The following is a 25,853-nucleotide window of genomic DNA, read 5'->3' as shown; positions in this document are numbered from 1 at the left end:
CAAAAAGGGACTGCAAATGTTCGAAAGGGGACTGAAAAAAGCTGCCAAAAGGGGACTGAAAAGTGCCATTAGTGGACTGCAAAATGCCGAAACAGGACTGCAAAACTGCCAAAAGGGGACTGAAAAAGTACTAAAGTTAGGGTAATTTTGGGTCGATTTTAAGGCCGCTTTAATGGCTAAACCACTCATAATGTTTTTTTTAAGTCTGATATTAGTTAATATTGATATGAGAAAATTCTAATGATCGGCAAAAACCTTAAAAACAAATGGTTGAACATTTAAATTATCCCAATAATCTATTAAAAATTGAAACAGGTCAGCAGGTAACTCAGCTGAGGTTATTCGATGACGATGGGGGAATTAAACCGGAATATGCCTCTGTAATTAACAGGTCAATAGATAAAGTCCTTGAACTTAATAAAAAGGATGAAAACCTCTATGCAGTTGAGTTTCCGGTAGATATAGAGTCCAAACTGGATTCAAGAATACGTGCAAAAGTGACCAAGGAACTTACCGGAAGTGATATCAGAATGTTCACCACCGTGTTGGCTCTGGCTCAACTTGCCATTAGAAATAATGAATTGTATTTCTTCGAAAAAACCAATCAGGCTTATTTTGAGTTTACCCTCGATGCACTATATGAATATGCTGGATTAAAAAAATCCAAACATGGTAATTACAGTAAGGAGAAGAAAAAGATGGTAGACGATGCCTTATTGAGATTACATCGAAAGGAATTTCTGGTTCCTCATCAGTATGAGGATAAAGAGAAAAAAGTAAGTGGATTTGATATTGTGCCTTTGTTGCAGATTCATGGGGTGGAAAATTGGGAAATGAAGGAAAACCGAACTAAAAAGCAGGTTTATAAATTAACAGTAAGTGGTATTTTCTTTAATATTCACCAAAAAGAAAAGCATACTTATTTTAATTTACCCGGAGACTTGAATGCAAAACTCAGGGAAATTAATACCGGCAGGCCAAATGTGGGAATAGAATTATTTATTAAATCTCTGTATCAGGTTATTCACTGTTCTAAAAAACCAATTGTAGAATATTCTCATAACAGGCTAATTGAAATTATGAAGTTAAGAACCCATAGAAAAACCAGGGCAGAAGCTACTATAATTAAAGCTTTTGAAACGGCTGAAAAATTGGGTATTATAAAGGGGTACAAACGTGAGAAATCTCACAGGAGTTTGAAATATGTGATTGAACTGAATTTGAATACATTCAAGGAAGCGTCTTAACTGGCTTAGTTTTAAGGAAGTATTACAAATTATAAGTTGTGGGTAAATAGAAAACCATTGAAAATATGAACGAAGTAATTCTGTTCGATAATAATGAAATTCGCAGGGTGTGGCATGAAGCGGAAAAGCAATGGTATTTTGCGGTTCCTGATGTGATTGGGGTGTTGACTGAAAGCAAGGATGCGAAGGCCTATTGGAGGCAGCTTAAGCGTAGAGAACCCCAGATCGTGACGGTTTGTCACGATCTGAAAATTCCTTCCTCGGATGGGAAAAGTTATAAAACTTCCTGTGCGAATAAAGAGGGGCTTTTTAGAATAATTCAATCAGTGCCTTCTAAAAAAGCAGAACCCTTTAAGCTGTGGCTCGCAAAAGTGGGAAGCCAACATGTGGATGAAAAGGTCAATAAGCGTCTGACCGCATTTAATAAACTTAAACAAACTCAGGGAAAATTTAAAGAAACAGCAAAGGGTAGGGGAGTGGACGACCAGGGATTTAAAAGAGTACTGGAAGCCGGAGATGAGGTGCTTTTTAACACCAGGGATTTGAAAGAAAAATTTGGAATATCCGAGGATGAAGATGCCGATACCAAAATGCACGAAATTTTATTGAAGGGAAAAGATTATTTTACTTCAATTTCCGATTTTAATGTGAATAAGGAGGATGTGGAAGGAGAAGAAAATATAAAAGAAGTACACAAACAGTCTAATAAATGGTTGAGGGAAAGTATAAAAGAAGGGATTGGAAGAAACCCGGAAGAAATTCCCCCTCAGGAAAATATTAAAAAGTTGAAAAAATAACGGGAAGCAAAATTTATTCAGCCGAAAAGGTTTTTTGCTGGAAGAAAGATTAAAAAAATTAAAATGATATTCTAGGCAAATGCTTAAATTTGTCGGAGAAAAAAGGCGAAAAGAAATGCAAGAAGAAACACCACCAGAAGGCTATAATGAATATGAAATGACAGTGGAAGAATATGAGGAGATATCCACTTTAACCAAGGGAAATAATCTCGGGGAAATTCCGGATAGCAAGTTGATTGCTTTCTGGAAGAGACTTGGGGAAAAATATGGATTCGATTGGGAAACCGGAAAAGCCAGTCCCAAAAGGGGAAAATTTTTTCTGGCAGTACCTGAGGATAAGTAAACGAAATTAAAGAAAAATGTAAAACAAAACCGCTGAGCAATCAGGGGTTTTTTCTTTTATAAGAAATTACCGCAGATGTCTGTTCCTAAAAGCAAGAGGGTTTTCATGGGTTATTCTTCGGAATATCCTGTTGAAATAAGAAAGACTTTCAAATCCACTTTCGAAACAGGCCTCACTTACATTGTGGCCTAACAAAAGCAGTTTTTTGGCTTGCCCGATTCTATACCTGTTCAGGAAATCAGTAAAGGTATAGCCAGATGCTTTTTTAAAATACCTGCAGAAAGCCGCCTTGGTCAGGTTGGTTAAACCGGCTACTTCATCTACCCCAATTTTCCTTTTATAATGCTGGTCAATAAAAACATATACCTGCCTCAACCGGTTTTGCTCTTTTATATTGAATTGATTTTTTACGGGCTGATCGTGAAGTAATTCCCTTTCTTCAGAATGAGCCAGATGCTGAAAAATATGAAGGACTTCAAGAAACTGATTAAATGGGGAAAGTGTAGAAAATTTGTTCATTTTTTGCCCAATTTTCTCTTTGGTTTTGCCAGAAAAGGCCACCCCATATTGTGATAATTGAAATAAGGCTTTGATGGCGGTTAATTCAGTTATTTTTTCAAATATCTGCTGAACAAAAGTTGGATGAATCTGAAGCACTACTTTTTTATAGTCGGTTTTTACACCATAATCAAAATTGAGGTGAGGGATGTTTGAACCAATTAGTACTAAATCACTTCCTATATATTTTGAAATATGGCTCCCCACGTGTCGGGTTCCATTTGCCCCTTCTATATATACCAGTTCAAATTCAGGATGAAAGTGCCAGTAAAACAAATCACTTAATCTGGGATTGAGTAATAATTTAAAAGAGCTATTGGCATCCGGAGTGATATTTTCGAATTGGGTTTTCAATTTATTGTCTTAAATATGCTTTTGGATTATAAATTTATCAAGAAATATCAATATTGTACAAATATGAAGCAAAATCAAGGTAGAAGCGGAGGGAGGCTGATGTTACTTTTGTATGGAATAATTAGTAAATAAAACATGAAAGAAAATGGAAAACACCAATCAAACCATGGCAACCACAACAATTCCCAATAATGCACATAAAGAAATTCCAGGGAATCCTTCTACTGCCAAAAGCAGTAAAGTGAAACTGAATGACAGAAGTAATGGAAAACCACTTCGAGTATTAAGTGAAGAAGATTGGCAATTTTGGATTCATAATGGATATGTGGTGGTAAAAAATGCAGTTCCAAGGGAACAGGCTGCTGCAACTGCAAAATTTCTATGGGAATTTGAAGAAAAAAAACCGGATGATCCGACCACCTGGTATACCCCTCCCAGAGCAGAAATGCAAATGAAAGAACTGACAGGTACGGGAATGGTGGAAGTATATAATAACCAGCATTTGTGGAACAATCGGCAAACTCAAAAGGTATATGATGCTTTTGTAGATATATGGGGAACAGAAAAACTCTGGGTAACTATTGACCGGGCCAATCTGAATTTCCCTCTTCGGCCAGGTTTTGAATATAAAGGTTTTATCCACTGGGACTATGACCCGGAAACCAAACCACAAAATGTACAGGGGGTATTGGCCCTTGCTGATCAGACCGATGAAAACATGGGTGGATTCCAGTGTATTCCAGCACTTTATAGAAATTATGATACCTGGAAACTGACTCAGCCCACCGATCGGGATCATTTTAAGCCGGATATTTCCGGACTGGAAGAGCATCTGGTAAAAGTGAAACTGGAAGCAGGCGATTTATTAATTTTTAATAGTTTACAACCGCATGGTATTCGACCAAACCTATCCAAAAATAAGGTCAGAATTGCCCAGTATATTTCAATGATGCCCGCAGAAGAAGAAAATGAAGACCTCAAAAACTGGAGGATAAAATCCTGGAAGGACAGAATTGCTCCCGAAGGATATGCATTTCCCGGAGACCCGAGAAATTGGGAACAAAAGAAATATAAAACGGCTGAATTAAATGAGCTGGGGGAAAAACTTTCGGGCTTAAGGAAGTGGTGATTTTTAGAAAATAACAATCCTTAGAGCTGCCTGAACAGCAAATCTCAATGGCTTAAAAGTTAATATTTTTTATTATGCTAAAATTATGATTTTATAGAAAAGGCTTATTGGAAAATTTTAGGCAAAAACCCAGAAAAATTACCTGCAGTAATTGTATGTAATTTTAGGGAATGCATTACATTATTTTTATCTAAAAATGAGAATTTGTCTATTTTTAAGACAAATTCTCACATAAGCATTTTGTAACCAACTGATAATCAATGAATTTATAAAAGGCACAAAATTAGAATTCACAATTTCAATTAAGTTAAGAGCAAACTACCAATATACTACTTTGTTTTAATTTTATTGATTAGTGATGAAAAAAGTTGAAAAAGTACTTATTGTTGCCCTATTGTTTTGTTCCATCATAAACTTAACACTTGCTCAATCTTCGAAAAAACAATTACTAAAAGGGAAAAAAGAATTTGAGCAGGGGAATCTAAAAGAAGCCTATAACTATTTTTTAGATGTGTTGTATCAAAGTCCGGATAATATTGAGGCAAAATATTATGCAGGAATTTGCCATCTGGAATCTCAATCACCCAAAAAAGCCCTTGAATATTTAAAGGAAGTAAAGAAACAGACAGGCGATTATTATTCTGAGTTACCCTACCATTTGGCCAGAGCATATTATCAAAACCTGAAGTTTGAAAAGGCAATGGCCAAACTTGAACAAGTGAGTGACCATTCTGAAATTGCGGAACAAAAGGCCAGGTTAAAGCAAATGATCCATTATGCTCAGGATTATTATAAAGCCGAAAATCATGTAATAGTTAAAAACCTTGGACCAAATGTGAATACCACAAACCGGGAATATAGCACTGTTATCTCCTCAGATCATAAAACTATATTATTTACCTCAAAAGTTTCAAATCTGGCAAAGGACGAGAGCCTTTCAGATGATGAAAATATTTTTACAACCATCATGGATGAGGAAACATTTGAATGGAATAAACCCAAGCCAATAAAAGGCATGAATTCCAATGGGAATGATGCCACCATTCAATTGTTCGATAATGACCGTAAAATGGTGACTTATCATAAGGGAGATTTACATATTTCTGAATTTGAAAATGGAGTGTGGCAAAAGGGAAAGGGCATAAAAGGGATAAATACCCCATCGTATGAAGCCCATTGTTTTATCGCAAATGAGGGCAATACCATATTTTTCTCCTCCAATTATGGCACCTATGATACTGATCTGGATTTATATTTTAGTACAAAAGACAAAGATGGGAACTGGACGGAGCCAAAGCCACTGACAAATTTAAATACCAGGTTTGATGAAGATTCACCTTTCCTTGCAGAGGATGGCACCCTTTACTTCAGTTCTAAAGGGCATACCTCAATGGGAGGATTTGATATATTTAAAACAAGATATGATTCTTTACTTCAGCAATGGGAAGAACCACAAAACCTTGGTGTGCCCATCAACTCAGTTTTTGATGATATTTTTTATGTCAATTATGGGAAAGTAGCCTATTTTTCTTCATCTCGTCCTGGAGGATATGGAGGACCTGATATTTATAACTCTTTTTTGTTTGATAAAGTGAAAATGGAGGGAAGACTGTTGGAAAAACAATCTCAAAAACCTATCTCCAATGGTAAAATTCAGGTGAAAAATGCCAATGAAGTAGTATATGAAACGGTAACAAATAGCCATGGAAAATATGAATTAATTATTCCTATAGAAACAGAGGTAGAGATTTCAATCATTAAATCTTCTACTTTATTGCACAAAGAGAAGTATATGGTGAAGGTTTCTTTCAAAGATGTAAATGACAATATCTACGATTTTGTATTAGACGTCAATAAATTTGGAGACGAACTTCCAACAGTTAATAGGGAGATTTTCTCCAAAACAAAAAGTATAAGGTTATCCGCCATAAATGATTGGCAGGAAAATGATATCTTGTTCTCTGAGGATATTCCTTCTAAAATTGAAATTTCTGTAGGAGATTTAGCTTTAGAAAAGCCTCTTGAAGATCCTCCTGAACACAAAAAACTTAATTTACCAAAACTGGCTTTAGGTAAAAGTATAAACCTTAGCTTATATTTTGATAATGATAATTCCATTATCAAGGAACAATTTTATGGTGAATTAGACAGGATTGGGGAATTCTTGTTAACACAGTCGGATATTATTATTGAAGTTGCTGGTCATACTGATAGTAATGGGTCCAATGAATACAATATGAAACTGTCCGATCAGCGAGCAAAAGCAGTAGCACTTTACCTTATTGAAAAAGGAATTGACAAAAGCCGAATTGTGGCGGTAGGTTATGGGGAGAATTTTCCTTTGGCTTCAAATGATGATGAAGTAAATGGAAGGGAGTTAAACCGAAGGGTGGAAATTAAAAGAATCAATCAGGAGTATATGAATCTTACTACAAAAAATTAAAAGGATTTAAAATGGGGGGATGGACTGGTAGTATTATTTTACAGCATAAAATCTTTAGGATGAGATTGGTAGATTTTAATTTATGCTTTTCCAATATTTCCTGGAGTAACTGATCAAAAAACATGCATTTTGACTGACCTCTTTCCAACTAAACTGCTGCCATATGTCCTCCATTTAAAATCCTTTCTTTGTTTCTATATGTTGAGATAATTTGCCTAAAACAATAATTAAAATTTACTGCAAACATATTTTTCTATGAAAATTTAGGGATAAATAAGCGCAGTAAAGTGATATTTGAATTATAAAAACTACAATTAAGGTAAAAATAATTCTCGAATAATTTGATTCTTATTTTTTTTAAAACTACATTTAAGGTAAATATAAAAATTATGAGTAAACATCATTTAGGAGAATTTGAAGAAGTAGTGATGCTAACCGTGGCTATTTTGAACGGAAAGGCCTATGGAATTGCAATAATTGAAGAATTGGAAAATCGACTTAACCGGAAAGTGAGTATAGGAGCACTTCAAACAGTATTGAGGAGGCTGGAAAAAAAGGGATATCTCAACTCGGAATTGGGGGAAGCTACTCAGGAAAGAGGAGGGAAGCGAAAAAGGTTTTTCACAGTGACCAATTATGGTATTCAGATTTTAGAGGAAACCAAAAAACAACGCATGAGTTTGTGGGAAGCCATCCCAAATTTGTCATTTAATAACTAATCCATGTCCAGTCAAAAGCGTCCATTACCAAACCCTCCTAATTGGGTTCATGCCTTTTTCCGTTGGTATTGCCACCCGGACTACCTTGAAGATCTAGAGGGAGATTTGAACGAAAGATTTGAAAAAAATCTGGAAGAAATTGGCCCTCAAAAAGCCAAATGGAGATATTTTTTCGATGTCCTCCAATTATTCCGACCTGGTATAATCCGGTCAATAGAAGGAAATTATCATTTAAATTATTACGGTATGTTTAAAACTTTTTTAAAATCGGGTTGGAGGAGTTTTGTGAAATACAAAGTAAACTCTCTGATTAATGTATTTGGCCTATCGATGGGGATTGCGGCCACCTTATTATTGTACCTCATTATCGATTTTGAGCAATCTTACGATAAATTCCATTCGGAATCTGAGCATATTTATCGTCTGGCAGATAAAAGACCAGACGGTAATATTTCCTCATTGGTAGTTACGCCTCTTTTACCCAATTTAAAGAAAGATTATCCTGAAATTGTAGCAGGCACTCGCTTTTATGATTCAGAAGATATTTTTACTTCCGGAGAAGAAGGTATTCATTTATATTTTGGTGTGGTAGACCCGGATTTTTCATCAATTTTCTCTTTTCAAACCATACATGGTGATTTGGAATATGCCTTATCGCAACCGGGAAAAATAACCATTACCCAGGAAGTATCTCAAAAATTATTTGGCTACCAGAATCCAGTTGGTGAAGTGTTACAAATGAAAGAAATGGAAATGGATTTAGTAATAGAAGCGGTAGTTAAAAACCCTCCGGCAAATTCTACGCTGCAATTTGATGCATTGGTTTCCTGGCCTTCAAGTCCCAATCATCTGGATGAAGATCAGATGGGGAACTGGTACAATACTTTTATGACGGCTTATGTAAAATTATCACCTAACGCTTCAGCACAAACTTTAGAGGAAAAGACCGCAGCATTTACAGATAAATATTATTTGGAAGGTCGAAAATCAAATCTGGTTTCATTTTTACCACTGGAAGAAGAACATTCCAGAATTTCCCAGAATGACAGCACCACCAAAGTGTTGGGCATTATCGCCATTGCCATTTTGCTTATTTCCTGTATCAATTTCATTAATTTATCGATTTCCCAATGGTTGACCAGAACCAGGGAAATTGGAATGAGAAAAGTGCTGGGTTCTTATAAAAGCCAGTTGGTCTTCCAGTTTTTGGTGGAAGGATTTTTCACTACTGGTGTTTCAGTGATCATTGCCATGCTGATGGTTTATAGTATTTTGCCTTCCGTAAATGATTACTACAATTTGGGCATTCGGTTGGAAATTACCAATAACCTTTCTTCCATCTTATTATTGGTGCTGGTGTGTTTTTCTGTTGGTATGATTTCCAGTATCACTACTGCTTTGGTGATGGCGAATGTACAAACTATTAAATCGCTTAAAGAAAAGATAAAGTGGAGTGGTTCGGGCCAATGGCTGCAAAAAGGACTGATTATTTTTCAGTTTGGTATTTCCCTTGTTTTTATTGCCGGAACTATGGTCATCTGGCAACAGATTGATTATATGAAATCTTACGATCTGAAATTCAAAGGAGACCATATTGTGTCTGTCTTTACCTATGCAGGTTACTTTAAAGATCCTGAAAAAACGGAGCAAAATCTTCTGCGACTCAGGGAGAATTTACCCAATGATGCCGCCATTGAAGCCGTTACCCTTAGCGAAAATGTACCGGGTAAATATTGGGATAATTACAATTGGTTTGAAAATCTGGATTCCAATGGGGTGGACGGGCTTTCGCTTAAACAAATAAATATAGATCACAATTATTTCGATTTGCTCGATATCAATATTTTACATGGCAGAGGTTTTTCAGATTCTATTAAATCTGATGAGAACGCATTGATTATCAATGAAAAAGCAATGAAAATATACGGTTGGACCGATCTGGAAAATAAATATCTAAAACCTGGAGGCTGGGGAGAAAATACAAATGGATGGCCAGTCATCGGTGTGGTAGAAGATTACCATTACCGCTCTTTAAAACAATCAGTAGAGCCTTTGGTGCATTTTTACAGTCCAAATTCCACCAATCGTCTTTTGGTAAAACTCCATCCAGAGAAGTATCAGGAAGGCATTCAGCTTCTGGAGGAAGCCTGGCAGGATTTAGGAGCCTATCAACCATTCAGTTATGCTTTTGTAGATGAGGATTTTAATCAATTATATAAAACTCAAGAGAGACTGGGGATGACTTCCATGACTTTTTCAGGGATTGCTGTAATCATTGCCCTTTTAGGTCTTTTTAGTATTTCAACCTTTATGATGAAACAGCGGAAAAAGGAAATTGGGGTCAGGAAAGTATTGGGAGCCACAATGTTCAATATCATTATACTGGTATCGAAAGGTTTTTTATTCCTGATTGGAATAGCATTTTTCATTTCCATCCCACTGATTTACTGGCTTTCAAAAGAATTTTTGGCAGAATTCACCTATCAGATGGAATTAACTCCCGCAATTTTTATGCTCTCCGGAAGTATCTTGTTTCTGCTGGCTTTGTTGGTGATCAGTTGGCAATCCTTAAACGTGGCCTCCAATAATCCGGTAAATTCCCTTACTGACGAATAGTTTTCCTTACTTTAATAATTTTTATGGATTTAAAGTTGAAACATCTAAATTAAGGTTAAATAAGTTGACCTTAATTTAGATGTTTATGGATAACAAACTATCGGAGAAAGAAAAAATGCTTGCTGGTAAACCTTATAAAGCTTTTGTTCCGGAGCTTATTGAAGAAAGAACTGCGGCAAAAAGACTGGTCTGGGAATTTAATAACCTTCCACCAGATGAAACCGAAAGGGGAAAGGAACTGATTAAAAAGTTATTTGGAAAAACTGGTGAAAACTTTGTGATTGAAAACCTATTTCGATGTGATTATGGTTACAATATCCATATCGGAGAGAATTTTTTTGCCAATTATAATTGTGTCATTCTGGATTGTGCCCGTGTTGAAATTGGAGATAATGTACTATTAGCCCCGAATGTAGGTATATATGCGGCTGGTCATCCAGTTCACCCTATGCCACGAAAAGAAGAATATGAATTTGCTGCCCCAATTTCCATTGGTGATAATGTATGGATTGGAGGAAATGTAGTGATTAACCCCGGGATAAAAATTGGGGAGAATAGTGTGATCGGAGCTGGAAGCGTAGTAACCAAGGATATTCCTCCAAATGTAATTGCCATGGGTAATCCCTGCAGAGTATTTAGAGAGATTACGGAAGAGGATAAGTTGTATTATTTTAAAAAAATGAGGTTTTAAAATTAATCAATCGAATGGATTAAAACAGTTTCCATCTATGGAAATGACCAGTTTTCGATATTTAACTTTCAACCATAAAAGTGAAACAGGCAAAATAATCAATTTATTTTGCCTGTTCATTTCAGTATTAGGAAATACAGTCCATTACTATTGACAATTGATACAGTCTTCCTTGATGATGTTACCTTCCTTATCACTTAGTTTGACTTTAAAAGCTGCTTCAGGTCCTTTTTGGTGCTTGAATACATACTGAAGGTTTTTATAACCGTGACCAAGGTAACTATTTTCAAATACTACCCAAATTATCTGATTATTTTCATCGTAAACAGCCAGTTTTGCTCCCTCCACAGGAGCTTTAAGCTGACATTTTAAGATCCCTCTTTTAACTATAGGGGCATATCTTTTCGCATCATCCGCCTCCAGGTGGAATTCTTGTGCAACAATGGTTTTTCCATCTGCTTTTACTTTAAGGAAATATTTTTTCCCAAAGGGCAATGATCGGCCACTTTGGAAAATGGATTTATTAAATCCTTTTGGCAAAAGTTTATGATCTGCCAGTAAAATGTAGAGTTGATCATTTTCATCATAAACTCCAACACTGGCTTTAGTATCTTCAGGAAGCTCGTAGGTTACAAATTGTTCTGTTTTCATTTCCTGTAGTTTGATAATGGTATCAGAAATCACAACTTGTTTCTCAGAAATGATTCTAGCAGTAGTTTCCAGTTTTAGGTTAAATCTGGCAGAATCTCCCAGTGTATGGTTCATCCCAATTTTAAATTGGTAGAACCCGGGTTGCAGGTCTTTTTCTGAAAAATAGGACCTTATTCGATTTCCATTTTCATCATACATGGTGAGGGATAGGTTTTCAGCATAATCGGGAATCAAACATTCAAGGCTGGTTTTAATGGAAGTAATGCTGTGATTTCTGGGTTGCAGATTTTTACCAGTGCATGGTTGGCCGGTAGCTTCACTTACCACTTTACATAATTCCTTCACCATGGTTGTATCCTGGCCATAAATTTCACCTATAGAATTTCCATCAGTTATAGCCCAAACAGCAGATTGTGCGGTACTTGTCTGGTAATTTTCTGCATCAATCAATTTGGTTAGTTGCAAAAGATAACCTTTTGCCAAAGTTCCTAAATGATAAAGTTCATCGGTGTCGGGTCCTGCATTTTTCAATTGTGTGCACATGGTTTCTAATACAAATGATGCCGTGGCATTTGGATTGAGTTTAAAAGCAAGTCTTTTCACTACTATTAAATCCTGAACCCAATCATTGTCGCTTAAAAAAATACTTCCGGGTTCAACTGCAAGGTTTAGCCTGTAAGAAGATTTATTAGTCACTACAATTTCCAGACATTCTCCCCTATAACAACCTTTGCCTTTTATTTTTACCTGTACAAGTTTTTTAGAAATGGCCTCCTGCAGACTTGTATCATCAGCAGCAATTAATGGAAGATGAAGATAGGTTAAAAATGGAAATAAAAGTAAAATTTTAATGAGTGAAGGTGGCATTTTTAAAGTTCAGGATTTAGTTCAAAACTTTTAACTTCAAAACACTTACCAATATTTTCAGGTAGAATAAATTCAATTTGGTAATTACTTTGTCAATCAGACTTTGGTATATCCATGGAAAGGAAACTGAAGAATGGAATTTTATTTTTATACTTTAATATTGTCGAATTAAAGAATTTAACACCTAAGCATCAAATATTAAAGAAATTTTATTTTAATTGTAGTTTTTTTTGAAAGAAGGAAAATTCTAATAAAAAAATCCTTACTTCCGCTAATATCGGAAATAAGGATTTTATCAATTATTCAAATTCAAAACAATCTACTTGGCATATTGGAAAACCAGTTTGTTCAGTTTCTTCACTAAATCTTCCAATTCCTTCATTGATTTTTTATCCTGATCATTAATTACCCTGTTCATACTGGAAAGGATATTCGCTTTTATACTTTTCAGTAATTCATCTCTTTGCATAAAAACATCACCTCTTTCATCCCATTCTGCAGAGATATTTCTGGTTTCTTCCTGCATCACTTCGGTAAGACTGGCTTCCATTTTTTTGTCCTTAATTCTTTTAGCTTTAAGCCTTAAGTCCTTTTCATTATGAATCCTGGTCTTGCCATCGGCCTCTGAAATTAACTGCACTTCAGCCCTGTTGACCCTGATGTCTCCCGACAAAATTTTGTTTTTAAGTACAGGATTACTTTTGGCTATTAATTCCAAACCTTTAGTAAATTGAGCGTCCCTTTTGATAGTATTTTTACTGACTTTAAAGACATCTGCAAGTAATTCTGATGTCAAAGGGCCTTTCTGGTCTTTCAACTTTACATATTGATACCCCCCTTTTTTCTTTTTCATTCGCTCATATTTGAACCCTCTGAAGTAACTAAGTTGGAATGGATTGAGGTTTCTTCGTCCTAGTTGGTTGTCAATCATCCAGTCCTTTACCTGATCAATATTTTTGAAAGTTTTAACTTCGAGTTTGAAATCAACCCCGTGTTTTTGGCAAATCTGATATCGGTTGTGTCCATCAATTAAAACATACTTATCATTATTTTCCCAAACCACTAAAGGGTCTCTACATCCGGCTTCAAGGATATTGTTCTCCAAAAGCTCCAACTCCTCTTTTGTAAGTGGAGTAATAAAATGTTTTAACGTATCTAAAATTGTAATTTCCTTACCTTCCGCGGCCATACTAGATTAAGGTTTGATTAAAAAATAAATGGTTTATTTGATACAAAAGTTCTTTGGAATTGTTTGAGTCTTCCTTTCATTAATGACGTAAACTTAATTTTATTATCTAGGTAAATATTCATTTTAAAAAGTTTCTGTCTACATTTTCCTACTACAAAAATAATAAATCATCATTTGATTTCATCATTTATTTTATTCTTCCTTTTCCTCCTTCAGCACAAAATAGAAGGCTGGGTCACTTTAATGCAAGCGATGCTCAGACTTACCTATTTGGATTATCGGATTCCGGCAAAGTTTAATATCAAACTTAAAATGAATCAGAATAGTAAATACAAAATTGGTCCATTGATTCCTACAATAAGAAATCAATGGATCAATTTTGTATAAATCTGAAAATTATTGGTAGGAAATCCTTTGTTTATGGTTTTCCTTATTTTCAGTAATATTTTTGTTCTCTTTTTGACTTTTTTTATAGGCTATTAAAATCTTGTAAAATTCCTTTTCAGTTTGTCTTACACTCATGTGACTGGGATCCATAGGTGCATGGCCTTTTTTTATCTTTTTATAACCAAAATAAGTATCGTTATATGTCTTGTTAAAATAGTTTACATAATCAGCCAAATTGGGAACCTGATATTTTACATGGCCTAATTCGTGTACTAAAAAAGCAAGTGCCTGTTCCAGAAATTTGTAAACTACCGACACACAAACTGTTTTGTCTCCATAAGCTGAAGTATATACATGAGGATTATCCTTTGACTGATTCAGGTTGGTGATCCCCCAAAATTTGCCTTTAAAAAAAGAAACATCCACAGCCTTAATATAAACGTCTGTTATATTTTCCTCCTTATCTTTTATATTGTCAATTTGAAGGAATAATATTGGGTGGATAGTATTGAGTGCATCAATTAATTTTTCGGTTTTGTGATGGAGTTGTTTTAGGCGTTTTAATTTTTGCTCAGCAATTTTCATTCGGGTTTGAAGAAAATCCCTTTTTTCGGGGCTTAGGTTTCCTGAGCCAATGTACTCAAGATTTTGAATACATTTTTCAGCAACTTTTATGGCTGGAAAGTAGCCATTTTTAATTTTGGCAATTACATTACAATGAAGAAAATAGCCAATCATTAGAGTGGTGAGTAGTAATTTCATGATATAAAAGTTTTAGGTGGTAGTACTTCATTTTCCAGACAATTACCTATGTGAGGATCAGGGTTAGTCTGGAGAAAACAAAGGAAGGGAAATCGCTGTGGGATAAAAGAAGTAATGTTTCAAATGTTTTAACAAATGGCTCAAATCTCCATATTTTGGAAAATATGAAACATTTGTGTTAGTAGTATTTAAATTATTCAATCCAATTGCCCAATAATTTCCCGGCATATAAATTTGGTATTTGGTGAAAAAAAAACTTTCACAAAAAGATGCTTGGCGTAATTCAGGATCGGATACTTTTATAATTGCAAGGATATTTAATTTTAAGCACCAGTGCTCCACACCGGGGTACTATTATTTACGAGAAAATGTAATCTCTCTATCAGTCTCAGAATTTATGGCAGAATAATACACGAATAATTTTGAATTACTATTTAATTATGCTTTTAGAAAACATTTTCCCAATTTGGGTTGTTCAACAAGCATGATTAATTCTGCCTTAAAACCCGATAAAACCTCGCACAAGTTTCTTCCTTCAAATGAAGAACTGGATGCCTTTCGCCAGGTAGGAGATCAGGAAGCTGATGCCATCATAGAGGAATTGATGGAGGTTGGTAAAAAAGAAGAGTTATATAAGGTTTTCAAGGCCAGAACTTTTAAGGATATAGCCTTGCTGAAAATCACAAATGAAAAACTTCGGTCTTTCTTAGAATCCAATAATCAGCTTCCCGAATGGGTAAATTCCAGTCAAATGAAAATTGCCGGAGAATTATTTAGAAAGCGGGCTAATGATTTTTTATTCGTTTTGGGAACGGTTTCATTGCCTTATTGCTATGCTGGGGCTAAAGGAGCGACAGCTTTATACCATACTGAAAAAATAAGAAAAAATACGGAGTTGAGATTATTGGATACTACATATTTTGTAGTGGAAATTATGGGTGAAAATGCTTTTAATGATTCAGGAGATGGTTTTTTATTGGTTAAACAAGTGAGATTGAGGCATGCCCTGGCCAGGTATTTCCTCAAAAAAATACCAGCAATTCAGGAGTTAGAGGAAACCCCCGTGAACCAGGAAGATATGGCCGGAACTAATCTGGCTTTTTCCTATATTCTCCTTCAGGCAATGGGTAAAATTGGAGTGAAACTTTCCCTTACCGAAAAGGAAGCTTATCTACATTTTTGGAAGGTAATGGGTTACCTTCTGGGAATTAAATTAAGTTTGTTGCCTTCAAGCTTAAAAGGAGCCTTCTGGCTCGAAAAGCAAATTGCAATGCGCCAGTTTTATCCATCTTTGGAAGGAAAATCCCTTACCAAACAATTGATTTCACATTATAAAAATACCATCCCTAATACTGGGACTAAAATTCTTATGCAGCCATTAATTGCATACTTGAATGGTAAGGAAGTTTCAGATGTAATAGGCATTTCTGATTCCAACCGAAATTCAACCTTACAAAAAATCATGGTCTTATTGCCACTTTTCAGAAAATATATATTCCCTCCTGCACAACCTTACTCTACCATAAAAAATCAAATTTTAAACAGAATGGAATTGATTAATAAAATCTAAATATGACAATTTAAAATTTTATAAATTAATTATTTAAACAAATTAAATCATAATAATAAATATTTTATAGAATAATAATTTCATAAATTAAATTATTTAAAAAATTAACCGCATATTTTATTATGGAATGCTGAATGCCTGCCTGTTATTCGATGGTTGTAACTCCTCATCGGGTTATTACCAGTATTTAGTAACCATTTTTAGTAGTTTTTAATTTTTTTTTTCATTTTCTGCTTTATTATTAGAATTTTATTCTTAAATTGGAAATGAAACCTTTTAAGGGTCCTCTTTTATTAAGTGATCTTCTTTTTCGGATGGAGTATGAATAAATGACTAACTATTTATTACAGGCTAGAATTTATTTAATTTTAAAAATTCCATGAAACATTTATTTTTTTTAGTGATACTAAGTTCTTTAACCTCAATTTCCTTTTCCCAGGAAAAGGAAATTGAGGTTTTGCACTACGTTTTTCCCGAATTTACACAAGGGACAGTTTTAATGAAAAATGGGAAAATCAATAAAGCTAAAGTGAATTATAATTCCATAACTGAGGAAATGCTTTTCCAGGATAGGGGAAATGTAATGGCCATTGGCAGAGATGAGATGAAACAGATTGATACCATTTTTATAAGCGAAAGAAAATTTATCCCCCTTAACCAAAAATTTGTGGAATTAGTCATTCAGTCAGATATTGAGTTATTTGCAGAATATAAATGCAAAGTGATTCCTCCGGGAAAAGATGTAGGACTTGGCGGTACTACAGAAACCACCGCAGTCAAGAATGTCTCAGCAATTAATTCTTCCGGCAGACTTTATGATTTAAACCTGCCAGATGATTATGATGTAAAACCATATACTTTCTATTGGCTCAAAAATGAAGGAAAACTGAAAAAGTTTACCAACCTGAAGCAACTAATGAAATTATATCCCGAAAAAAAGGAATTATTTAAAGCATATGTCAAGCAAAATGATTTAGAATACAATGAGCAGGAAAATATTGTAGAGCTCATTAATTACATGGAATCCATCTGATACCTTTCAAACAAATATTTTATTGAAAATTACCAATAAAGCTACCGGGGCAAAAAGTTTTATTAAGGTAGATTTTCTTTTAGAATAATAATGAAAAGTTATGGTTTCGCCTTTTCATGCCAGTCATGTTGTTTTTTCCAAACCCATTTAGAGCTTGTTTAAAATTAAGGATTCCTAAATGGGTGTTTCCAGCGCGAGATACTTCTCATTTAAGCATGTGCTTAAATGAGAAGTAAAAATTATTCTTTCCCATTTATTTATCCTATTTTTTTCTTTTAGTATTGTGAATGTCCTGAATAATCAGGTGGTTATGTTCCATGAATGAAAATAAATTTTGTAGAAGGGACTAAAAGTCCTGATGCCAATAAGCTTTGTATTAACTTTAGGGTATGGTCAAAAAAAAACTACAGAATAACCATTTAACTTACTAAATTGAAAAATATTGAAAATGAAAATCATCCATCTTACCTTAGTTTACACCACTTTATTTATAATTTATTCTTGTAATAATTTAAAGGATTCTAGTCAGAATGCAGGAGAAGCTGTACCACCACCTTCACCAAATATTATTTTCATTATGGCTGATGACCTGGGATTTGGTGATCTTGGTGTTTATGGTCAGAAGATTATCCAGACACCAAATCTTGATCAAATGGCAAAGGAAGGACTTAGATTTACCAATTGCTATGCAGGATCACCGGTTTGTGCACCTTCCAGAAGTGTATTGATGACGGGCTTTCATACGGGGCATACAACCGTAAGGGGAAATAACGGAAAAGGAGGAGTTGTAGGACTTGGGGGAAAACCGGGAAGAATTCCACTAAAAGCCAGTGATATTACCATTGCCTCCATGTTGCAGAAGAATGGCTATACCACAGGCATAATTGGGAAATGGGGTTTGGGTGAACCTAATACTACAGGGGAACCCAATGATCATGGTTTTGATGAATGGTTTGGATATTTGAACCAAAGAAGGGCACATCATTACTACCCTGAATTTTTGTGGCACAATAAGGAAAAGTATCCAATTCCGGAAAATGAAGGTGGAGCGTATGAAGTTTATTCCCACGACTTGTTTATGGAGAAAACCTATGAATTTGTAAAAACTAATAAGGATAACCCCTTTTTTCTTTACCTGCCTCTTACTATTCCCCACGATTTGTATGAAATTCCATCTAAAGTGCCATACGATGACAAGCCCTGGACCGAGGATGAAAAGACCCATGCAGCCATGATTACCCGGATGGATTCTGATTTAGGAAAATTGTTTGCATTATTGAAAGAATTAAAAATCGAAGAAAATACTGTCATATTTTTCTGCTCAGATAATGGAGCTGCAAGAAGATGGGAGGGAAGGTTTGACAGTTCAGGAGATTTAAGGGGAAGAAAAAGAGATGTGTATGAAGGGGGCATACGTACTCCCATGATTGTGAAATGGCCAAATAAAATTTCTCCAAATAGCCTGGATTCGGTAAATAGCTGGTATTTCGCTGATGTTTTTCCCACCTTATTGGAAATTGCTGGCATTGACCAAAAAAATGATAGGGATGGCATTAGTGTTTTGCCCACTCTTCTTGGAGAAAATCAGAAGGAATTAAAGGAAAGGCCGCTTTATTGGGAGTTTTTGGAACAGGAAGGAAAGCAGGCACTTAGGAAAGGAGATTGGAAGGTGGTAAGGTTGGATGTACATAAAAAAGGTTTTCATACGGATCTTGAATTGTATAATGTAAGGGAAGACCCTGCTGAAGAAAGGAACCTGGCTCAAAAAAACCCTGAAAAAGTAGCAGAGTTGATGACAATTATGGATGAACAACATATCCTCTCCGGGTTTTTTCCTTTTGAATTTGAAACGGTACAATAATTAAGTGTAGCAGACGGTATTGCGCAGCCTCTCCGGCCTTTTCTGGAGAGGTGAAACGTTGAGTTTGATTATTAACCAGGGTTGTTTAGCTTGCGGATTATCTTATGGTTTTTAGAAGAGGTTAATAAAAAAATAGCAAACAAATTCGTCATTTTAGATATAGGTGGATTTACCAGTTTAAGTATTAATTCAAAATTAATCGTGTACTATTTTGCCCTAAAAAACTGATAGAGAGATTACTATTTCTTGGAATTGATAGTACCCGGAGTGGAGCACTGGTGCTTAAATTAAAATTCTGTAAATAATGGATTGGAATGAGGAATTAAATCATATGAAGCACAGGAAATTTGAAAAAATCAGATATTTGGAAAGTTGGAATCCTGATTCAGATAATTTCATGAGTTGAGTTCAGCAATTAAATGATAATTATGCTTAAATTTATCATTACCAAAAATTTAATCAGAACCAGTACTAATTTTTATTGAGAAATATCATTTCATTATCAAACAGTTATGGCACAATTGAATAGATTTAATTTTGTCCAAACACTATTATATGAAATAAACACACATGAAGAGCAGAATAACCATTTTTATAGGCTTTCTAAGCCTAATGATATTTACATATTGTGGAGATGAAAACAAAGAAAAGGAGGCTAATAAAGAAGTCCCCAAAAAGGTAAGTTTTAATTTTCATGTTAAACCCATTCTTTCAGATAAATGCTTTGCCTGCCACGGGCCGGATAACAATAGCCGAAAAGCAGGGTTGAGATTGGATACAGAAAAAGGCGCTTTTGCAGCCTTAGAAGAAAATGAAGGTTTTGCAATTATTGCCGGTGATTTGGATAAAAGTGCAGTTTACCACCGGATAATTACTGATGATCCGGAGTTGGTCATGCCCCCGCCAGAATCTAACCTGACCCTGACAGCCTACGAAAAAGAGGTCATTACCAAATGGATAAAGGATGGCGCCAAATGGGAAAAGCACTGGGCTTATAATCCTCCTAAACAAGTAGAACCACCAAAAGTTGGAGATGAAGACTGGCTCCAAAACCCAATTGATAATTTTGTATTGTCCAAAATGCAGGAGAATAAATTGAAGCCTGCCGAAAAAGCTACCAAAGCACAATTAATTCGAAGAGCAAGCTTCGATATTACAGGCCTTCCCCCAACCTTAGAAGAAATTGACGATTTCCTGAAAGATGAAAGCCCCGATGCATTTGAAAAAGTAGTTGACAGATTATTTGCTTCCCCTGCCTATGGTGAAAAAATGGCTTCTATTTGGCTGGATGTGGCAAGATATGCAGATTCTCATGGCTATCAGGATGATCGGCCCAGAACCATGTGGCCATGGAGAGACTGGGTGATAAAGGCATTCAACAGCAACCTTACGTATGATAATTTTGTCACTCAGCAGTTAGCTGGTGATTTATTACCCAATCCCACTTTTGAAGAAATTATTGCCACAGGTTTTAATAGAAACCATGCCATCACACAGGAAGGAGGAATCATTGAAGAGGAATATTTAACGGAATATGCAGCTGATCGGGTGAATACTTTTTCTACTGCTTTTATGGGGGTGACAATGGAATGTGCCCGTTGCCACGATCACAAATACGATCCCCTTTACCAGAAAGAATATTTCCAATTAATGGACTTTTTCAACAATATTCCAGAACGGGGAAAAGTAGATTATCATAATCTGGCTCCAGAGCCAGCTGTGTTGCTACAGGATGAGGAGCTGGAAAAAACCATTGCTTATGTGAATGCCCAAATAAAAACTTTGGAAGAAGAATCGAATGAAAAAGAAACCAGTTTTTCTCCTGAGTTTGAAAAATGGCTTGACAATCAGTTTTCGAAAAAAGTGATTGAGGAAAATCTTCCTAAAGGTTTAATTGCCAAAGTTGACTTTGATAACAGGGAAGCCGAGAGTTACAAAAACAATGTAAATCCGGAAATTCCGGTTAGGGTTAACCTGGGTTTGCCTGCTAAAATTCCTGAACCGCAAATGGTGGAGGGAAAAAATGGAAAAGCCCTTTCCTTTGATGGAGATAATTATGCAACACTTGGAGATATTGCCGATTTCGATCATTGTGATCGATTTTCTTTCGGTGGGTGGATCAAACATTCAGGAGTACATGAGAAAAATGCTGGGCTTTTTGCCAGAAAGAATGGAGAGATAAAAAGAGAAGGCTATCATGTGGCCTTAACCCCACAAAATAAAATTCAGGTCAGATTACTCAATAGTCCATATAACCAGCCCCGATATCCCAAACATGGTTTGGAAGTGATGACAAAAAATACCATTAAAAAAGGAGAATGGGCACATGTATTTGTGACTTATGATGGTTCATCCAAAGCCCATGGTGTAAATGTTTTTATAAATGGAGAAAAACAAAAATTAGAGGTTATTCAGGATGATCTGGACAGACATTCCATTCTGAATGGCAATACCTTCCTGGTAGGGAACTGGAATCATCGAGCCAGAAAAACAGGAGAATTGATGGGTTTTGAAGGAGGGTTAATTGATGAGGTACGTATTTACAATCGGGAACTTTCTCCATTGGAGGTAAAACAAGTTGCTGGTTTTTCTATTGATCAATATCTGGCCAATAAACTTACAGATGAGCAACTAAAGAAAGATGTTTATCAGTTCTACCTGAATAATTTTGATGAGGATTATTTGGAAAAAGCCAAAAAACTCGATCATTTCCGGTATCAGGATGTGACTATTCCCTATGTGATGGTGATGGAGGAAAATGAGGAACCTAAACCTACATTTTTACTGGCTCGTGGGGTATATGATGCTCCCACAGAAAAAGTGGAGGGGGCTACTCCGGTGACCATTTTACCCTATCCAGAGGAATTTCCGAAAAACAGAATGGGGCTATCTAACTGGCTTTTTGATGAGAAAAATCCCTTAACGGCCAGAGTGATGGTGAATAGGTTATGGGCTAATTATTTTGGAAGAGGTTTGGTGAAAACTCCAGAAGATTTTGGTAATCAGGGTGATCTGCCTTCCCATCCGGAATTACTGGACTGGCTGGCTGTAGATTTTCGGGAGAATAACTGGGATATGAAAGCCATTCAAAAGAAAATGGTCATGTCGGCTACCTATCAGCAATCTTCTAAAATTGAGAAGAAAAAGTATGCAAAGGATTCGGAAAACAAATACCTGGCAAGAGGACCTCTTCAGAAGTTATCAGCTGAAATGGTGAGGGATAATGTATTGGCAGTGAGTGGTTTATTGGAAAATAAGATTGGAGGAAAATGGGTAAAACCCTATCAGCCTGCTGGAATATGGAAAGCTATGGCCAACCAGATTGGGGAAAATAAATACCGAGAAGGCAGAGGAACAGAACTTTACAGGAGAAGTCTATACACTTATTGGAAAAGGACAATTCCCCCACCATCACTGATCACGTTCGATGCCCCGGAGCGGGCGGTATGTACGGTAAAAAGACAGGCCACCAGTACACCTTTGCAATCTCTGGTATTGCTAAATGATCCTCAGTATGTAGAAGCATCCCGACATCTGGCTCAGCGAATAATCACGGAAGGAGGGACTTCTTTGGAGGAACAGTTGACTTTTGGTTTCCGTTTACTCACTTCCCGCTTTCCCCAGGATAAGGAACTGGAAATTTTAAAGGGATTATATGAAGAAGAAATCAAAAGGTTTGACCAGGCCCAAAAGCAGGCAGAAGCCTTAATTACAGTAGGAGCTTCCGCAAATGATGAAAAACTGGATAATAAAATGGTTGCGGCTTTTACTGTAGTAGCCAATGCCATGATTAACCTGGATGAAGCGAAATACAGGGGTTAATTTAAACTTACGATATTCAAAATATTAAAATAAAAGAACTATGGATCCTATTCAGGAACATTTGAATCAACTTAATCGAAGACATTTTTTAAGCAAGCTTAGCCTTGGCCTTGGGGGGATGGCTATGGGAAGCCTGCTGGGTTGTAGCAATGAAAAGAAAATTGTAGAGAATCCTTTGTCAGGAATCCTGGACAATACCCATGTGCTTTCTAAAGCCAAACGGATTATTTATTTATTCCAAAGTGGAGGACCATCACAAATTGAATTATTCGATTATAAACCCATGTTGGGCAAGATGCATGGAGAAGAATTACCCGCATCTGTTCGAATGGGACAAAGGCTGACGGGAATGACTTCTGGTCAGAGTTCTTTGCCATTGGCTTCTTCTCTTTTCGATTTCAAACAATACGGACAAAGTGGGGCATGGGTAAGTAACCTAATGCCCTATACCAGTCAGGTGGTGGATGATTTGTGTTTCATTAAAACCATGCACACGGAAGCCATCAATCACGATCCGGCCATTACCTTTTTTCAGACAGGTTCTCAGCAACCCGGAAGGCCGAGTATGGGTTCCTGGATGAGTTATGGTTTGGGTAGTTCTAATCAGAATTTACCTACTTTTATTGTACTGCTTTCCAGAGGAGCGCAAAGGCCTCAGCCTATTTATTCCCGATTGTGGGGAAATGGTTTTTTAGCTTCATTGCATCAGGGAGTACAATTCCGATCGGGAAATGAACCTGTTTTGTACCTGAATAATCCTAATGGAATTGACAGTAAAGCCAGAAGAGTAGCTTTAGACAAATTGGAAGAACTGAACCATTTCCGAATGAAGGATTTTGGGGATCCGGAGATTGAATCCCGGATCGCACAATATGAAATGGCATATCGAATGCAAACTTCAGTTCCGGAGGCACTTGATTTGTCGGATGAACCGGAAAGTACATTTGAAATGTATGGTCCGGATTCCAGAAAACCGGGGACTTACGCAGCCAATTGTTTACTGGCCAGAAGGTTGGCAGAAAGAGATGTGAAATTTGTGCAGTTGTACCATTTGGGGTGGGATCAGCATACTGATTTGCCTAGGGAAATTACTTCGCAGGCAAGAGATACTGACCAGGCTTCTGCAGCTTTAATTAAGGATTTGAAACAGAGAGGATTACTGGAAGACACTTTAGTAGTCTGGGGAGGTGAATTTGGCCGAACCAACTATTCTCAGGGAAAACTCACCAAGGATAATTATGGGAGGGATCATCATCCAAGATGCTTCACCATCTGGATGGCTGGTGGGGGAGTGAAGCCGGGAATTTCTTATGGGGAAACCGATGATTTTAGCTATAATATTAAAAAGGACCCCGTTCACGTGCATGATTTCCAGGCTACTCTAATGCATTTGATGGGTGTTGACCACGAAAAACTGACCTTCAAACATCAGGGAAGAAGGTATCGCTTAACAGATGTTCATGGAGAGTTGGTGAAGGGTATTTTGGCGTGATCATTTACATTTCCCTTTTTTGTCTTTGCAGGGTCTTCCCCAGGAGACCTTGCTTTCTGTGAGAAAAGGAGTACCAATTATCATTACTATACTGTGCTTTTTTGGAGGGCTTTTGATTTTTTATTTTGGGTTAATGATATGAACCACCCAGTTCAAGACCTGTACGTCAGGTAGGGAAACTTGATTTGCATTAATTTAAGTTGATAATTATAAAATCTTGCTCAAACTCCTTTTGATTAAAAGGTTTTTTATTCCTAACGCTTTCTAAAAAGGCGGCATAAAGGTTTAATTGCTTGTTATACTGAATAATCTGTGTTCTCAACTCTGATGTATCTGGCTGGTCAAACATATCCTTATAAAGATACCTCATAAGATATCCTGCAGTGTAGCTTTCATGCCCGAAAAGTTCTTTTTGTGAAACTTGTATCAATGAAGAATTTGACAACTCATCGAAAAGTGGAAATGGCTTATCTTCCTGGGTATTTGCTAGCATAAGAATAGGGATCGAGTAATCCAACTTGTGCCTATCAATTGTATCGAAAAGCTCCGGCCATCCATCTTCTGATTTTAAATAATCTACCGGTTTGCCTTCAAGTGTAGTTTCCAGTGACACGAATGCATTTGCCCAGTTGTTCTCATGAAGGAATTTGAAGCCTACCTGAGCACCGGCACTATGCCCAATAAAGAACAATTGATCATTGGTAGTTAAGGTCTTTGCAAATTGTATTACGCTTTTTGGAAGGGTAGTATCGTCAAATTCTATACCCTCGTATCCATAAACTTTATTTTCGAATGGTAAGTGAAAGTTGGATGTGACAACTATATAACCTCTGGAAGCAAAGTATTCTGCTAATATGAAGTTCTCATCAGATAAGCCTTGGCCTCCATGGTGGTACACAATAACCGGAAATTCCAGCTTATCATGAATTTTTTTGAATTGACTTCTGGTCAGAAATGTCTTTAAGGTATCCAGTACTTGAAAATAGGAAACACCATTATAGTCAATTGAATCATAATCTGTGAAATCCTCAATGATGTTGTATTGGATAAAGAAAGAATCCATTTTTGCAATTAATGGTTCGTACACACTTTGTAATTCATATTCCAGGTTTCGATTCCGAAAGTCTTTGAACATCATGTGTTTAAGATTCATTTGTTCTATAGGATGCCAGATTTGGAGAAAAAGGGGTGTTGGGCCTTTGTAATCATATTGAGAATAACTAGGACCTTCTACAGGGAGAAAGTCGAACCTAACATCAGCGTTATATATAACAGTATTAAAAAAACCAATACCGTATTCTCCCATTTGCAATGTATTGTAG

Annotated in this window: 19 protein-coding genes; 14 read left to right on the top strand and 5 right to left on the bottom strand. The window is 36.1% G+C overall.

Going from position 1 to position 25,853, the window contains the following annotated elements; all coding sequences use genetic code 11:
* The first annotated feature begins 16 nt into the window (after positions 1–16).
* The 4 genes from A3EM_RS48325 to A3EM_RS0113420 all read left to right on the top strand — a co-directional run bounded on the left by A3EM_RS48325 (position 17) and on the right by A3EM_RS0113420 (position 2,387).
* Positions 17–145 carry a hypothetical protein gene (locus A3EM_RS48325; protein WP_281169818.1) on the top strand — a complete coding sequence of 43 codons (129 nt, stop codon included), beginning with the start codon at positions 17–19 and terminating at the stop codon, positions 143–145.
* A 121-nt stretch (positions 146–266) separates the two neighbouring features.
* Positions 267–1,247 carry a hypothetical protein gene (locus A3EM_RS0113430; RefSeq protein ID WP_020528737.1) on the top strand — a complete coding sequence of 327 codons (981 nt, stop codon included), beginning with the start codon at positions 267–269 and terminating at the stop codon, positions 1,245–1,247.
* A gap of 65 nt (positions 1,248–1,312) precedes the next feature.
* Positions 1,313–2,044, top strand: coding sequence for a BRO family protein (locus tag A3EM_RS45825; protein WP_020528736.1), 732 nt, complete (start codon positions 1,313–1,315; stop codon positions 2,042–2,044).
* A 79-nt stretch (positions 2,045–2,123) separates the two neighbouring features.
* A complete protein-coding gene (locus A3EM_RS0113420; RefSeq protein ID WP_020528735.1) occupies positions 2,124–2,387 on the top strand; it encodes a hypothetical protein in 264 nt (87 codons plus the stop codon).
* A gap of 66 nt (positions 2,388–2,453) precedes the next feature.
* On the opposite strand, the gene A3EM_RS0113415 is transcribed toward A3EM_RS0113420, so the two are convergent.
* Complete coding sequence (locus A3EM_RS0113415; RefSeq protein ID WP_020528734.1) at positions 2,454–3,299, bottom strand: AraC family transcriptional regulator; 846 nt, start codon at positions 3,297–3,299, stop codon at positions 2,454–2,456.
* Positions 3,300–3,444: 145 nt separating this feature from the next.
* Here A3EM_RS0113415 and A3EM_RS0113410 point away from each other — a divergent pair, with 145 nt between their 5' ends.
* The 5 genes from A3EM_RS0113410 to A3EM_RS0113390 all read left to right on the top strand — a co-directional run bounded on the left by A3EM_RS0113410 (position 3,445) and on the right by A3EM_RS0113390 (position 10,897).
* Positions 3,445–4,428, top strand: coding sequence for a phytanoyl-CoA dioxygenase family protein (locus tag A3EM_RS0113410; protein ID WP_020528733.1), 984 nt, complete (start codon positions 3,445–3,447; stop codon positions 4,426–4,428).
* Positions 4,429–4,786: 358 nt separating this feature from the next.
* A complete protein-coding gene (locus A3EM_RS0113405) occupies positions 4,787–6,871 on the top strand; it encodes an OmpA family protein (protein WP_020528732.1) in 2,085 nt (694 codons plus the stop codon).
* Positions 6,872–7,260: 389 nt separating this feature from the next.
* A complete protein-coding gene (locus tag A3EM_RS0113400; protein WP_020528731.1) occupies positions 7,261–7,590 on the top strand; it encodes a PadR family transcriptional regulator in 330 nt (109 codons plus the stop codon).
* 3 nt (positions 7,591–7,593) lie between these two features.
* Entirely contained in the window at positions 7,594–10,206 is a 2,613-nt protein-coding gene (locus A3EM_RS0113395) for an ABC transporter permease (protein WP_020528730.1), read from the top strand.
* Between the two features lie 85 nt (positions 10,207–10,291).
* On the top strand, positions 10,292–10,897 hold the full coding sequence (locus tag A3EM_RS0113390) for a sugar O-acetyltransferase (protein ID WP_044238386.1): 606 nt from the start codon (positions 10,292–10,294) through the stop codon (positions 10,895–10,897).
* A gap of 147 nt (positions 10,898–11,044) precedes the next feature.
* On the opposite strand, the gene A3EM_RS0113385 is transcribed toward A3EM_RS0113390, so the two are convergent.
* The 3 genes from A3EM_RS0113385 to A3EM_RS0113370 form a co-directional block, all read right to left on the bottom strand.
* Positions 11,045–12,415: a hypothetical protein gene (locus A3EM_RS0113385; RefSeq protein WP_020528728.1), complete on the bottom strand. Its 1,371-nt coding sequence runs from the start codon at positions 12,413–12,415 to the stop codon at positions 11,045–11,047.
* 319 nt (positions 12,416–12,734) lie between these two features.
* Entirely contained in the window at positions 12,735–13,604 is an 870-nt protein-coding gene (locus tag A3EM_RS45820; RefSeq protein WP_020528727.1) for a ParB N-terminal domain-containing protein, read from the bottom strand.
* Positions 13,605–14,000: 396 nt separating this feature from the next.
* The gene (locus A3EM_RS0113370; RefSeq protein WP_157637874.1) at positions 14,001–14,753 is read right to left on the bottom strand and encodes a hypothetical protein; all 753 of its coding nucleotides are present in this window, start codon (positions 14,751–14,753) and stop codon (positions 14,001–14,003) included.
* Between the two features lie 484 nt (positions 14,754–15,237).
* Here A3EM_RS0113370 and A3EM_RS0113360 point away from each other — a divergent pair, with 484 nt between their 5' ends.
* The 5 genes from A3EM_RS0113360 (at position 15,238) to A3EM_RS0113335 (ending at position 24,531) form a co-directional block, all read left to right on the top strand.
* Positions 15,238–16,323 (top strand): oxygenase MpaB family protein, encoded by a 1,086-nt coding sequence (locus A3EM_RS0113360; protein WP_020528723.1) that lies wholly within the window; start codon positions 15,238–15,240, stop codon positions 16,321–16,323.
* Positions 16,324–16,702: 379 nt separating this feature from the next.
* Entirely contained in the window at positions 16,703–17,356 is a 654-nt protein-coding gene (locus tag A3EM_RS0113355) for a hypothetical protein (RefSeq protein WP_020528722.1), read from the top strand.
* Between the two features lie 448 nt (positions 17,357–17,804).
* Positions 17,805–19,217: an arylsulfatase gene (locus A3EM_RS0113350; RefSeq protein ID WP_020528721.1), complete on the top strand. Its 1,413-nt coding sequence runs from the start codon at positions 17,805–17,807 to the stop codon at positions 19,215–19,217.
* A gap of 570 nt (positions 19,218–19,787) precedes the next feature.
* Positions 19,788–23,039, top strand: coding sequence for a DUF1553 domain-containing protein (locus A3EM_RS0113340; protein ID WP_044238325.1), 3,252 nt, complete (start codon positions 19,788–19,790; stop codon positions 23,037–23,039).
* Between the two features lie 40 nt (positions 23,040–23,079).
* Complete coding sequence (locus tag A3EM_RS0113335) at positions 23,080–24,531, top strand: DUF1501 domain-containing protein (RefSeq protein WP_020528718.1); 1,452 nt, start codon at positions 23,080–23,082, stop codon at positions 24,529–24,531.
* A 190-nt stretch (positions 24,532–24,721) separates the two neighbouring features.
* Here the strand turns inward: A3EM_RS0113335 and A3EM_RS0113330 are convergent, their stop codons facing one another.
* The gene (locus tag A3EM_RS0113330) at positions 24,722–25,837 is read right to left on the bottom strand and encodes an alpha/beta hydrolase family protein (RefSeq protein ID WP_157637873.1); all 1,116 of its coding nucleotides are present in this window, start codon (positions 25,835–25,837) and stop codon (positions 24,722–24,724) included.
* Positions 25,838–25,853: the final 16 nt, after the last annotated feature.

Origin of the sequence: Flexithrix dorotheae DSM 6795 (genome assembly GCF_000379765.1) — a bacterium.
GTDB lineage: Bacteria > Bacteroidota > Bacteroidia > Cytophagales > Flammeovirgaceae > Flexithrix > Flexithrix dorotheae.
Note: the sequence above shows the minus strand (reverse complement) of the source record. Positions and strands in the feature narration are given on the sequence as shown.

Coding starts and splice junctions, on each gene's coding strand:
- A3EM_RS0113355 (WP_020528722.1), top strand. CDS start 16,703: ATGAAACATTTATTTTTTTTAGTGATACTAAGTTCTTTAACCTCAATT.
- A3EM_RS0113370 (WP_157637874.1), bottom strand. CDS start 14,753: ATGAAATTACTACTCACCACTCTAATGATTGGCTATTTTCTTCATTGT.
- A3EM_RS48325 (WP_281169818.1), top strand. CDS start 17: ATGTTCGAAAGGGGACTGAAAAAAGCTGCCAAAAGGGGACTGAAAAGT.
- A3EM_RS45825 (WP_020528736.1), top strand. CDS start 1,313: ATGAACGAAGTAATTCTGTTCGATAATAATGAAATTCGCAGGGTGTGG.
- A3EM_RS0113330 (WP_157637873.1), bottom strand. CDS start 25,837: ATGGGAGAATACGGTATTGGTTTTTTTAATACTGTTATATATAACGCT.
- A3EM_RS0113400 (WP_020528731.1), top strand. CDS start 7,261: ATGAGTAAACATCATTTAGGAGAATTTGAAGAAGTAGTGATGCTAACC.
- A3EM_RS0113350 (WP_020528721.1), top strand. CDS start 17,805: ATGAAAATCATCCATCTTACCTTAGTTTACACCACTTTATTTATAATT.
- A3EM_RS0113395 (WP_020528730.1), top strand. CDS start 7,594: ATGTCCAGTCAAAAGCGTCCATTACCAAACCCTCCTAATTGGGTTCAT.
- A3EM_RS45820 (WP_020528727.1), bottom strand. CDS start 13,604: ATGGCCGCGGAAGGTAAGGAAATTACAATTTTAGATACGTTAAAACAT.
- A3EM_RS0113335 (WP_020528718.1), top strand. CDS start 23,080: ATGGATCCTATTCAGGAACATTTGAATCAACTTAATCGAAGACATTTT.
- A3EM_RS0113430 (WP_020528737.1), top strand. CDS start 267: ATGGTTGAACATTTAAATTATCCCAATAATCTATTAAAAATTGAAACA.
- A3EM_RS0113360 (WP_020528723.1), top strand. CDS start 15,238: ATGATTAATTCTGCCTTAAAACCCGATAAAACCTCGCACAAGTTTCTT.
- A3EM_RS0113420 (WP_020528735.1), top strand. CDS start 2,124: ATGCTTAAATTTGTCGGAGAAAAAAGGCGAAAAGAAATGCAAGAAGAA.
- A3EM_RS0113340 (WP_044238325.1), top strand. CDS start 19,788: ATGAAGAGCAGAATAACCATTTTTATAGGCTTTCTAAGCCTAATGATA.
- A3EM_RS0113385 (WP_020528728.1), bottom strand. CDS start 12,415: ATGCCACCTTCACTCATTAAAATTTTACTTTTATTTCCATTTTTAACC.
- A3EM_RS0113410 (WP_020528733.1), top strand. CDS start 3,445: ATGGAAAACACCAATCAAACCATGGCAACCACAACAATTCCCAATAAT.
- A3EM_RS0113390 (WP_044238386.1), top strand. CDS start 10,292: ATGGATAACAAACTATCGGAGAAAGAAAAAATGCTTGCTGGTAAACCT.
- A3EM_RS0113405 (WP_020528732.1), top strand. CDS start 4,787: ATGAAAAAAGTTGAAAAAGTACTTATTGTTGCCCTATTGTTTTGTTCC.